Origin of the sequence: Actinomadura sp. 6N118 (assembly GCF_044326415.1) — a bacterium.
Taxonomy (GTDB): Bacteria; Actinomycetota; Actinomycetes; order Streptosporangiales; family Streptosporangiaceae; genus Spirillospora.
This window is the reverse complement of sequence record NZ_JBIRAZ010000003.1, coordinates 235,735-247,971: the sequence shown is the minus strand read 5'-3', so window position 1 is coordinate 247,971 and position 12,237 is coordinate 235,735. Positions and strand designations below refer to the sequence as shown.

Annotated in this window: 9 protein-coding genes; all 9 read left to right on the top strand. The window is 70.0% G+C overall.

The genetic code is table 11. The features are described 5' to 3' along the window. The first annotated feature begins 309 nt into the window (after positions 1-309). The 9 genes from ACH34W_RS08950 to ACH34W_RS08910 all read left to right on the top strand — a co-directional run bounded on the left by ACH34W_RS08950 (position 310) and on the right by ACH34W_RS08910 (position 12,225). Positions 310-2,685 carry an ATP-binding protein gene (locus tag ACH34W_RS08950; RefSeq protein WP_395960276.1) on the top strand — a complete coding sequence of 792 codons (2,376 nt, stop codon included), beginning with the start codon at positions 310-312 and terminating at the stop codon, positions 2,683-2,685. Further along, a complete protein-coding gene (locus tag ACH34W_RS08945) occupies positions 2,616-3,305 on the top strand; it encodes a response regulator (protein ID WP_395960275.1) in 690 nt (229 codons plus the stop codon). The genes ACH34W_RS08950 and ACH34W_RS08945 overlap by 70 nt, the downstream gene beginning before the upstream one ends. Positions 3,306-3,479: 174 nt before the next feature. Further along, positions 3,480-3,590, top strand: a complete 111-nt coding sequence (locus ACH34W_RS08940; RefSeq protein ID WP_395960274.1) for a keywimysin-related RiPP — start codon at positions 3,480-3,482, stop codon at positions 3,588-3,590. 294 nt (positions 3,591-3,884) lie between these two features. Then, positions 3,885-5,579 (top strand): asparagine synthase-related protein, encoded by a 1,695-nt coding sequence (locus tag ACH34W_RS08935; RefSeq protein WP_395960273.1) that lies wholly within the window; start codon positions 3,885-3,887, stop codon positions 5,577-5,579. Beyond that, positions 5,576-6,010: a lasso peptide biosynthesis B2 protein gene (locus tag ACH34W_RS08930; protein ID WP_395960272.1), complete on the top strand. Its 435-nt coding sequence runs from the start codon at positions 5,576-5,578 to the stop codon at positions 6,008-6,010. The genes ACH34W_RS08935 and ACH34W_RS08930 overlap by 4 nt, the downstream gene beginning before the upstream one ends. Then, entirely contained in the window at positions 6,007-7,275 is a 1,269-nt protein-coding gene (locus ACH34W_RS08925; RefSeq protein WP_395960271.1) for a cytochrome P450, read from the top strand. Before ACH34W_RS08930 ends, ACH34W_RS08925 begins: the two co-directional genes overlap by 4 nt. Further along, complete coding sequence (locus ACH34W_RS08920; RefSeq protein WP_395960270.1) at positions 7,275-8,174, top strand: hypothetical protein; 900 nt, start codon at positions 7,275-7,277, stop codon at positions 8,172-8,174. The genes ACH34W_RS08925 and ACH34W_RS08920 overlap by 1 nt, the downstream gene beginning before the upstream one ends. 45 nt (positions 8,175-8,219) lie before the next feature. Beyond that, positions 8,220-8,480: a lasso peptide biosynthesis PqqD family chaperone gene (locus ACH34W_RS08915; RefSeq protein ID WP_395960269.1), complete on the top strand. Its 261-nt coding sequence runs from the start codon at positions 8,220-8,222 to the stop codon at positions 8,478-8,480. 10 nt (positions 8,481-8,490) lie between these two features. Beyond that, a complete protein-coding gene (locus tag ACH34W_RS08910; protein ID WP_395960268.1) occupies positions 8,491-12,225 on the top strand; it encodes an ABC transporter ATP-binding protein in 3,735 nt (1,244 codons plus the stop codon). The last annotated feature ends 12 nt before the right edge of the window (positions 12,226-12,237 follow it).

Sequence of the window (12,237 nt, the reverse complement as noted above, 5' to 3'; positions counted from 1 at the left end):
ACGTCCTGTGGGTGCGCGCCGATGGTCTCTCACAAGACCGAACGACCTTTCCTTATGGACACGCCACTCTCTTGGTAGACCGGCCACGACGCGGAATCGTTCCCGAGTCGGGCGCAGGTCCGGTCCCGGCCCAGGCCCGGCGACCATGGCCGCCATCGGCCACTCTTTCCTCTGAGGGAAATCGTCAGCTCAGCGGTCACGACTTCGTGGACAGCATGTGCGGGTGTGCGCACGGAGCGACCGTGCCGGTGCGCGGCCCTCGCAACACCCGGGTCGCGGTCTCCCCACCGGTAAGGGCACGGCTGCCGCATGAACACCCTTCCTACGGGGGCGGAAGGGCCTGCCGAGCGTGAGCTGCGGCTGTTCGGCTACAGCCACGTGGCCTTTGCACGTGCAGCGGCGGTCGTGGTCTCCGGTCTGGTGGGACTGTCGGCGGTTCCCGAAGACGCTCTCGCCGTCACCGTCGTGGTCGTGTCGATCGCCGTCGGGTGGACCGGCGTGTACTTCTGGGCGCTCACCCGCCGGGGGGCCGCCGCAAGGTGGCTGCTGCCCGCGGATCTGGTCGTCATGGCCGGCGTGTGCCTCACGCAGTCCCTGACCGTGTCACCGGAAGAATTACAGGCGGGAGGGGGCTGGGTACGGACCGCGGCCTCGGTCTCCGTGTTGACCTACCAGTGGCATACGAGGGCGGTGCCAGGAGGCCTGGCGGCGGCGTTCGTCGCCATCGCCTACGTGGCGGGGGCGACGTGGTCCAGCCCGGGGACCTGGGACTCGATGGCGCCGAAGGGCCCGTGGATCGTCGCGGAGGCGGCGCTGGCCCGGACGCTCAACCGGCTCGTGCGGCGTGAGGCGCGGCGTGCGGACAGGTTGCTGGCTGGCAGCGAGCGGACACGGCGGGAGACGGCGGTCGCGGCGGCGCGGCGCACGGAGGAACGCGAGTATCTGGCGTCTCTCCACGACACGGCTGCGGCCACGCTGCTCATGGTCGGCCTGGGGACCGCCGATGAGCGACGGTCATGGCTGTCCGAGCAGGCGGAGCGCGACCTGAAAGTCCTGACCGGCCAGAACGATGTCACTGTGCGCGATATCAATCTCACCGAAATGCTGGCTGCCGTCGCGGCGCGTAGCGGGCTCGTCGTTGACGTGGAGACGAATCCGTCGCCCGCGGTGCCGCCACTGGCGGGCGTGGCCATCTGCAGGTGCGTCCAGGAGGCACTGACGAACGTCGAGCGGCACGCCGGAGTGGACAGGGCGACCGTCCGGGTCGAGAACACCGGTGACGGGACCGTCGTCGAGGTCGTGGACGAGGGTCGCGGGTTCACGCCGGAGGGGACGGCGTCCCGAGGCCGCGGCATCACCGATTCGATCGTCGGGCGGATGGCGCGGGCCGGTGGGCGGGCGGCGGTGATCTCGCGGCCGGGCCACGGGACGCGCGTACGGTTGGAATGGTCGGGCACCGGGGTCGAGTCTCCTGCCGGGGGCTGCCGGGTGCCCGAGCCGGCAGTGTGGACGCAGTTCGGCTCCGTCACCGCGGGCCGCATGCTCCGCCGGCTGCGGCTGGCCGTCCTGGGCATCATCACTGCGACGCTCCTGGCCGTGGAACTTCCGAACTTGGCCATGTACGTCGGCGGGCATTCCTGGCCGGCCGTGCACGTGGCCGCCTACGTGACTTTCGCGGCAGTGGCCCTCTGCTGTGGTGTGCTGGTGCTGCGGGACGCGTCACTGGACCGGTGGCGCTGGCCGTTGCTGTCGGTGGTGTTCGCGGCGGGAACGGCGGCGACCCTGACGGTTCCGTCCGCGCACGTGACGACCTGGCAGCACTGGGCGTACGGCAACGTCGGGTGGTTCGCGGTGCTGTTGCTGGGTCATCGTCCGGTGCCGTTCGTGGCCGTGCTCTCGGCCGATTTCGCGGTGACGCTCGCCAAGCTCGCCGGTGAGTTCGATCAGCGTTCGCCCATCGACGCGGTGACGGCCAGCCTCATCATCTGGGCGAGCCAGATCATCGTCGCGATGGCCGCCGGCAGGCTGCGTCGCGTCGTCGACGCCGCAATGGCGACGGCCGCCGAGGACGAACGGCTGCGCATCGAGGACGCGGTCGGCGAGCAGCTGCACCGGGACCGGCGGTCCCGGTACGCGGCGCTGGCGAACACCGTCGTGCCGCTGCTGGCCGGGCTGGCGTCCGGCGTCCACGACCCGGGTGATGAGCGGGTGCGGCGGGCCTGCTCGGTGGAGGCGGCCCGGATGCGGCGCCTGTTCGCCGAACGCGACGAGGTCGCAGATCCGCTCATCCATGAGTTGCAGGCGTGCGTCGACGTGGCGGAGCGTCGCGGGGTGGCGGTCTCCTTCGCGACGCGGGGCAGCGGGTCCAGGATGCCGTCCGAGGTGCGTCGCGCTCTGACCGAGCCGGCATTGACCGTGCTGACGACGGCGGCCTCCACCGCGCGGGTCTCGGTGGTGGCCTCCGGCACCGAGGTGACCGTCAGCGTGCTGGCCGACCTGCCGCGATCAGACCTGCCGCGATCAGACCTGCCGCGATCGGACCTGCCGCGGAGCACCTTGGGCACCGTCACCGTCACGACACGAAACATCGAGGACAGGCTATGGATGGAGGCCACATGGAGACCGGATCAGAGACCGGATCAGAGACCGGTCAGGAGACGGGACATTCCATCACCGCGACGGTGATCGATGACCACCCGGTCGTGATCAGCGGGGTCCGTGCCTGGTGTGGGTCGGCGGACCCGCCCATTGACGTGGCGGCCGCCGGGCCGGACGTCGGGGTGGCCTGGAGCGGCCCCGGGCGATCGACGGACGTGGTCGTCCTCGATCTCCAGCTCGGCGACGCCCCCGCCTACCGCGATCTCGAACGGCTGGTGGACGACGGGCGCCAGGTCATCGTCTACACGATGCGCGACGACGCGGAGACGGCGCTGACCTGTATGGACATCGGGGCATTCACCTTTCTGGCCAAAGCGGAGGGACCGTCGCACCTCGTTGCGGCCATGCGGGCCGCCGCCGAGAACCGGCCGTACACCCCGCCCGCGCTGGGTGGGGCCCTCGGGACCGACACCCGTTCGCAGCGCCCGAGGCTGTCGCCCCGGGAGTCGGAGGTCCTCGTCGAGTGGTTCCGGTGCGAGTCCAAGGACATGGTCGCGCAGAAGCTCAACGTGACGGTGCGGTCGGTGAGCACCTACATCGACAGGGTCCGGATCAAGTACGCCAACGCCGGTCGCCCGGCGCCGACCAAGGCGGCCCTCGTCGCCCGCGCGATCCAGGACGGCCTGGTCCAGCTCGACGACCTCTGAATTTGATGGATGACCTGCAATGACAAAGATGGCCGATAAATGTGGGTCGAACGACCGACAGTGCACCGCCAACCCTTCTCATAGAGTTCGAATCGACGGGACGCCGATCGATTCGGATCGGATTCCGCCAGGCAATTTTCGCATGATCTGATCAGGAACCGGGAGGTGAATGTGATGCGCGCTTACGAGCGTCCGACGCTGGTCATGGCCGGCAGCTTCCAGGCCAAGACCCGGCGCAAGCCGGGCCCGTGGTGGGAGTGGATCGGCCCGAACTACCTCGACTGATCCACGAGGAAATGATCTGCGAGCCAGTCGCTGATCACCTTCGGTGGCGTGCAACGCCCGGCGGCGTTGCACGCCACTTCCAAACCGGTCCCGGGACGGCGGCGACCGCCCGCGGACGCAGAGGAGAACGTTGTGTTGCACACCGGAATTCCATGGTTTGTCGTTCTTCCTGACACGGACTCTGCCATTGTCGTTGCGCGAAAGCTGCACGATGAATTCCCGGTGCTGAATGAGCTTGCACACACGTCCGGCCGGCCATGGCTGTTGGGTGAATGGAAGACCGGAGAAATCTCGGTGGCGCGGACCGCGGACAATGTGGTCGCACTGATCGGCGAGCACTCCGTCACCGAAACCTGGCTCGCTGCGAGGCTCGCCGGGACGAGCGACGTGCGCGGCCTCGATGATCTCTACGCGCGAGTCCCGGGCTGCGTCCACCTGATTGCCTCGTTCGGCGGCGTGACGAGGGTGCAGGGCAACGCGTCGGGCGTGCGGCGGGTATTCCATTGTGCTGTTGACGGCGTGCCGGTCGCCAGTGACCAGGCGAGCGTGCTGGCCTCGCTCACCGGCGCGTCGGTAGATCCGGCGCGGCTCACCACCCGGCTGCTGTTCACGTCCCCACCCTGGCCGCTTGGTTGGGAATCGATCTGGAATACCGTACGGGCGGTCTGGCCGGGGCACTACGCCCTGTTCGACAGGCGCGGAACCGTACAAGAAGTGCGGTGGTGGGCCCCGCCCGCCGCGGAGTCCTCGCTTGCCGAAGCCGCCCGGATCCTGCGCGAGGCGCTGCGCGAGGCCGTACGCGTACGCGTCACACCGGGGAGCACCGTGGCCGCGCATCTGAGCGGGCTCGATTCCAGCTCGCTGGTGTCGCTCGCCGCTCATGAGGAGGCCCGGGTGGTGGCGCTGACCGCAGCTCAACCGGACGTACTGGACGAAGACGTGGAGTGGGCGCGGCGTACGGTGAACGCTCTGGCCAAGGCTGGACGGTCGGTGGAACACGACGTGCTCGCGGCCGACGACGTCCCGCTCGTCTATGACGGCATCCTGTCGGCGCGGGACTTCTTCGACGAACCGTTCCTCATGCAGCACAACCGCGAGCCCTTCCGCTGCATCCTGCGGCGGGGTGAGGTGCACTCCCCTGGAGCGCACCTGGTCGGCTTCGGCGGAGACGAAATGTGCAGCCCCGCCTACCAGTGGCTGCCTCTGTTGCTACGGCGGCATCCGCGCCAGGGTCTGCGCTGCCTGCGTGCCGTCACCGCCAAGTACAGATGGTCGTGGCCCGCCGTGGCGCACAGCATTCTGACCGCGTCGACCTATCCGGCGTGGTTGCGCAAGGCGGCGGCGAAGCTGCCCAATTACGACCTCGATCTCAGGCAGCCGGAGTTCGGCTGGGGGACGTTTCCGGCGCTCCCCACATGGCTGCGAGCCGACGCGGTAGAGCTCGCCCGGACCGAACTGCGTGCAGCCGCCGAACGGAACCCGGTCCTGCATGATGACCGTGGTGTTCACGTCACGCTCGCCTCGATGTTCTCCGGCGCGCAGGTGACCCGCGGGTTCCAGCAGATTTCAGCCGCCGAGGGAATCGTGACGAGCGCGCCCTTCTTCGACGACCAGGTGATGAACGCCGCCTTCACCGTCCGGCTGGCCGACCGCTACGACCCCGGCCGGTACAAGCCCCTCCTGGTCGAGGCCATGCGCGGGATCGTCCCTGCCACCACGCTGACGAGAACGACGAAGTCGAGCACCCCCGCGAACGCCATCATCGGGAGCAGGAGACACCGCGACCAGATCGTCGGGCTGGCCGAGGACAGCCGGCTCGCTCGGATGGGCATCGTCGATCTGGACGAGCTGCGCAAGGTCTGTTATGGCCCGATCGAGGTCGAGAAGTTCTCGCTGCGGCTGGAGCCGACCCTCTCCTGCGAGATCTGGCTGCGCAATCAGGAGCGCGGCGCAAGGACGGGCGACCGCGCCGACCGGAGGACGGCATGACCAATCCGCAGATCATCGTCACCGACCCCGGCTCACTCTCCTTCCGGGATCGCACCCTCACCAGGGCGGCCGTCTTCGTGGCCCGAAGGCTGGAGAAGCGGTCCCCGCGCCGGATCCAGCAGGTCTTGCGCTTGCTGCGCAAGGGAGCCCGGCCGGCCGGTTACACAGAGGCGAGCCTGGCCCGTTCGATGGTCGTCAGGACGAGCCTGGCGTGCAGTGGAGCGGACGGATGCCTGCCCCGCTCCCTGGCCACGGTGGTCCTGTGCCGCATGCGAGGAACATGGCCCACCTGGTGCGCGGGGCCCCGGGTGATGCCTCCCTTCGGCGCGCATGCGTGGGTTCAGGCCGAGGGCCGGGACGTGGACGAAGGTCTCCCGGACGGCTACATGCGGATCATGCTCCAGGTGCCGCCCGCGGGGAGGAACCCGTGACCGAGGCGACGGCCGAAGCCCCCAGGATTCCGATGCGGCGGGACTGCCCATACCACCCGCCCGCCCCATACGCGCGGCTTCGCGAGCAGGGGCCGCTGGCCCGGGTGACGCTGGCCGACGGCCGCACGGCATGGCTGGTGACCGGGTACGCGGAAGTCCGCATGCTGCTGGCCGATCGGCGAATGTCCGCCGACCCGACCACGCCCGGCTATCCCGAGCTCGACAACGTACCCGACGAGCTCAGAAGCAGCCCGGAGGACTTCCGGGAGACACAGACCTTCGTCCAGATGGACATGCCCGCACAGGGCCTCCACCGCCGCATGGTGCTCTCGCACTTCGGTGCCAGACGTGTCGCGGCCCTGCGCCCGGTCGTGCAGGAGGCCGCCGACGCTTTGGTGGACCGGATGCTGCACGTGGGGCCCCCGGCCGATCTGGTCCCCGCCTTCGCCGCACCTCTCCCAGCAGCCGTGCTCACGGAGATGCTCGGCGTACCGGCCACGGACAGGGAGGCGTTCCGTACCCGGCTGGCGCAGGGCGAGCGAGGCATCGCCGGGCTGGCCCCCTCTCTGGACGGGCTGATACGGAGCGACCCGAAGGAAGGGATCATCGGCACTCTGGCCGCGCGCGTGCGCGGCGGGGAGCTGACCCACCGGCAGGCGCTCGCCACCACGATGATGCTGCTGGTCGCGGGGCACGAGACCACGGAGAACATGATCGCACTGGGTGCCCTGGCGCTGCTGCGGCATCCCGGCCAGCTGGAGGCAGTGCGCGACGACCCGTCCCTCATGCCCGGTGCGGTCGAGGAGCTGCTCCGGTACGTGTCGACCGCGGACGTGCTTCCCAGAGTGGCGACCGCCGAGATCGACGTGGCCGGGATGCGGATCGCCCCCGGAACCCCCGTGATCCTCTCGCTCGCCGCGGCGAACCGGGACGGTGGTGTGTTCGCCGTCCCGGACACCGTGGACGTCTTGCGCGATGAGCGCGGCGTCTCGCGCGATGAGCGCGGCGTCTCGCGGGGCGGGCGCCATGTCGCCTTCGGCCATGGTCCGCACCAGTGCCTGGGCAACAACCTCGCCCGCCTGGAGCTGACGGTTGCGCTGTCCACCCTTTTCCGCCGCGTTCCCACCCTTCGGCTGGCGGTCCCGGCCACGGACCTGGACGTCAAGCCTGCACTCAGCCTGCAAGGGGTCACCGGACTGCCGGTCGACTGGGGAGTCTGTCGCCCGCTGACCGGCAGCCCACCGAACGAGAAAGGACACGGGTGATGCCCACCATCCTCCGCGCGTACGTGCCGATGATGATGTCCAAGAAGATGGCGGTGCTCGACCTGGCGTCCCAATCCATGGTGGCCAAGGTGGACGTGGGGGCCACCCCCTTCGGCGTCACCGTGGCGCCGGATGGGCAACTGGTCTATGTCGCGAACTTCAACGACGACACTGTCTCGGTCATCGACGCGGCCGCCTGCGCCGTCGTCGCGACGATTCCCGCTGGTCAGAGCCCTGGAGGTCTCGCGGTCACCCCTGATGGCGCCCAGATCTACGTCACCAACTACAACGGAGACGACGTATCGGTGATCGACGCCAGGAGCGGGACCGTGACGGGCGCGATCCAGGTCGGAAGGAATCCCGGCTCGCCCGCGATCAGCCCGGATGGCGGACGTGTCTATGTGACCAACTACCACGGCGGCGCCCTGTCGGTCATCAACACGGCCACCGGCACGGTCATCGCGACGATTCCCACCGGTGAACGGCCCAACGGAGTCGCTGTGTCGCCCGACGGCGGACGCGTGTACGTGACCAACTCAGCCCCCGACGCCAGCAGTGTCTCTGTCATCGACCCCCGAACCTGCGCCGTCGTCGAGACGCGAGCCACGGAATCCGGTCCTTTCGGGATCGCGATCGGCCCGGACGGCGAACGCTGTTACGTCACGAGCTACTACACGAGGAACGTCGTCGTCATGAGCGCCGCCGGCAACGCTCCCGTCCGGGTCGGCCGCAACCCGGAGAACATCACCCTCACGCCGGACGGCCGCAGCGTTCTCGTCACCAATCGGGAGAGCGACAGCGTCTCGGTCATCGACACGGCCACCGACGCGGTGACCGCGACCATTCCCCTGGACGGCAACCCAGGCGGAATCGCCGTGGGCGCCGTCAGCACCCTCTAGCCGTCGGAACCGCTCAGCCGTCAGTCAGCATCTCATGGAGCCGTGATGTACCAACTCGGGCAGAACATATCGAAGGTCGAGACCGACTACGGGATCGTGCTCCTCGACGAGGCGCGCGGCGAGTACTTCAACCTGAATCCCAGCGGCGTGATCGTGCTGGAAACGGTGCTGGCGTCCGGTGACCCGGCCCGCGCGGTTACCGCGCTGCTGGAGCAGTACTCGGTCGAACGCGACGTGGCCGAGGCCGACGTGGCGGACGTGCTCGGCGCGCTCGTCTCGGCGGGCGTGCTCAAATCCGCTACGTGACCCCGACGACGTGACGACCGACGACGTGACGACCGGCCACGTGACGACCGGCCACGTGACGACCGCCTCGGCCACGGCGTCGTCGTCCGGCTGGCTCCGATGGCTCCTGGGGCGGTGCCTGCGGCATCCGTTCGCCGTGCTGCTCGCCATCGCGTCCTCGCTGCTGATCATCGCGCTGGGCGCGATCGGCCCGTTGCTCGCGCGGTGGATCGTGGACGACGCGGTGACCGGTGGCACCGGCCACCTCGACGTCTTCGTCTGCGCGTTCCTTGGACTGGCGGTCCTGCGCTTCGCCGGATCGTTCATCACGCAGTACACCACCGAACGGCTGGCCCTCGACGTACAGCACGACCTGCGACGCGCCCTCTTCGAATCGGTGCAGCGGCTCGACGGCGCCCGCCATGACCGGCTGCGCACCGGTCAGGTGGTGTCGCGGGCCATCGTCGACCTGCAGGCCGTGCAGCGCTTCGTCGCGGAGACCCCGCTGATCGTCGGCACCCTCGCCATGGGGGTCTTCGCACTGGCGGCGATGGTGTACCTGTCGGTCCCGCTGACTCTGGTCACACTGGTGGTGATCATTCTGTTGGGCGTGGTCACCGCACACGCCGGGCGGAGGCTGACGCCCGCGACACGGTCGGCCCGGGAGCGTGCCGCGGACATCGCCCAGCGCGTCTCGGAGGGCGTCGCCGGAGTCCGCGTGGTCAAGGGCTTCGGGCAGGAGGAACGCGAGGTCGACCGGCTGCGAGAGGCGGCGCGCTGCCTGTTCGCCGAACAGGTCAGGGTGGCCATGCTCAAAGCGCGTCCGATGGTCCTGATGGTCGGGCTGCCTGGTCTCGCCCAGGTCGCCTTGCTCGGCCTCGGGGGCTGGCTGGCCATGAACGGCCGGATCAGCCTGGGCACCTTCCTGGCCTTCTCCAGCTACAGCGGTTCCCTGGTCGGCCCGGCCGGGGCCGCCACCCAGCTGGTCCTCAACGCCCAGCTGAGCCGGACCGCCGTGGAACGCATCCGGGATCTGGTCGATGCCCAGCCCCTGGTCAAGGAGGCGGCCGACGCCCTCGATCTTCCGGACGGACCGCTCGCCGTGGCCCTGGAGCGGGTGCGGTTCGGCTACCGGCGCGACGAGCCGGTGCTCAAGGACGTTTCGCTCGCCATCCGGCCGGGGGAGACGCTCGCGGTGGTCGGCGCCACCGGCTCCGGCAAGTCCACTCTGTCCCTGTTGCTGCCACGGTTCTACGATGTTCACGCCGGGGCGATACGCCTCGGCTCTCCCGGCGCCGAGGCCGACCTCCGGGAACTACGGCTGAGCAGCCTCCGTACCGCCCTCGGCATCGTGTTCGAGGAGGCGGTCCTGCTCACCGGGACGGTACGGGCCAACATCGCCTACGGCCGTCCCGACGCCACCGACGAGGAGGTCGAGGCGGCCGCCCGGACGGCGGCGGCGCACGGCTTCATCGTGGCACTCCCGGACGGTTACGACACCATCGTCGGGGAACGGGGGTTCACCCTCTCCGGCGGACAGCGGCAGCGCATCGCGCTGGCCCGCGCGCTGCTCGGCGATCCCAGGCTGCTCATCCTGGACGATGCCACCTCGGCCGTGGACGGTGAGACCGAGGCGGCCGTGCACGCGGCGTTGAAGAAGGGGAGTGGCCGGCGCACCACCCTCCTCATCGCCCACCGGCGCTCCAGCCTCGACCTCGCCGACCGGATCGCCGTTCTGGACGAGGGCAGGGTGGCGGACGTCGGCACGATCCGGGAACTGGAGTCCCGCTGCCCCCTCTTCACCGCGCTGCTGTCCGGGTCAGGTGAAGACATCGAGCACCCCGCTCCCCGCGCGCGGGCGACCGGCCCCCTGTGGCCCGCCGACGATACCCAGGGGTCCGCCGATCTCCGGCAGCCCGCGTCTTCTCCGTCCGCCGATGCGATGCCGCGGTCGTCGGCCGCTCTGGAGCCGGGTGGGCTCCCCCGTGCCGACGCCGTGCCGCGGCTGCCCGCCGACCTGGAGCCGAGCGCCCCGGATCCGATGTTCCGGCTCGGTCACCTGCTCAAGCCGATCCGCCGGCCCCTGGTCGTGGCCACGGTGCTGGTCGGCCTCAACGCCCTGGCTGTCATCGCGCTGCCCACGTTGATCCGGTACGGCGTCGACGACGGGGTCCGCGCGGCCTCCGGCCAGGTGCTCTGGATCGCGACCGGGCTGGCGGCGTTCATCGTGCTCGGCCACGGCCTGGTCGCCGGGGCCCAGACGGTGGTCACCACCCGGGCCGGCGAGACCATGCTCTATATGCTGCGAGTGCGGCTCTTCGCGCATCTGCAAAGACTCGGCCTGGACTACTACGAGCGCCACCAGTCCGGGCAGATCATGACCAGGATGACCGCGGATGTCGATGCCCTGTCCGCGTTCGTGACGAACGGACTGACCACCGCCGTCGTCGAGACGCTCCTGCTGGCCGGGGTCGCCGTGACGCTCCTGCTCACCGATGCCTCCCTGGCGCTCGTGGCCTTCGCCGTGCTGCCACCCGTGATCATCGCCACGGCCGTCTTCCGCCGGATGTCGGCCGGCGCCTACGCCGAGGCCCGGGAGCGGGTCGGCGAGGTCAACGCCGACCTCCAGGAGAACGCCGCCGCGGTACGCGTTGCCCAGGCGCACGGCGGGGAGAAACGGTCGGCGCGCCGGTTCTCCCAGCGGAGCGACGCCTACCGGCGCTCCGGACTCAGGGCCCAGCGCTATCTGGCCGTTTACTTCCCGTTCGTCACGCTGCTGTTCGACGTCGCGTACGCGGCGGTGCTCGGGGTCGGCGCGTATCGGGTGGCCGCCGGGAACTTGACCGTGGGCGTGCTCATGGCGTTCCTGCTCTACCTCACGCTGCTCTACTCTCCGATTCAGCAGCTGTCCAGCGTGTTCGACGCCTACCAGCAGGCGGCGGTAGGGCTGCGGCGTAGCGGCGAGCTGCTGCGCACTCCCACCTCGGTGGCCGCCCCATCCCGCCCCATCCCTGTGCCCGGGCGCTTGCGCGGTGAGGTGGAGCTGGTGAACGTCGGCTTCACCTATCCCGGCGCCGGCGGACCTGTGCTGCGCGACGTCTCGCTGCGCATCGCGCCAGGCGAGACCGTCGCCCTGGTGGGCGCCACGGGAGCCGGCAAGTCCACCCTGCTCAAGCTGCTCGGCCGCTTCTACGACGCCTCCACCGGGCGGATCGTCGTGGACGGTGTCGACGTGCGCGACTACGCACCCGGCGAATACCGTCGCCGCCTCGGCGTCGTCCCGCAGGAACCGCACCTGTTCAGCGGAGACGTGGCGAGCAACATCGGCTATGCCCGGCCGGACGCCGAGCCCGCCGCCATCCAGGAGGCGGCCCGCCGGGTCAACGCCCTGGGCATGATCGCTTCACTTCCGATGGGCTTCCGGCAGCCGGTGGGCGAACACGGCCGGGGACTCTCCGCCGGTCAACGGCAGCTCGTCGCGCTCGCCCGGGCCGAGCTGGCGGACCCGGACATCCTGCTCCTCGACGAGGCCACCGCCGCCCTCGATCCCGCCACCGAGGCCGCGGTGCTCACGGCGCGCGACCGGCTCACTGAACGGCGCACCACCGTGGTCGTGACGCATCGCCTCGCCACCGCCGCGCGAGCCGACCGAATCGTCGTCCTGGAGGCCGGCCGGATCGTCGAGATCGGCACCCATGATCAGCTCCTGCGAGCCGGCGGCCACTACGCGCTCCTGTGGGCCCTCGGCTCCACGGACGCGGCCTAGTACGCCGCGGGT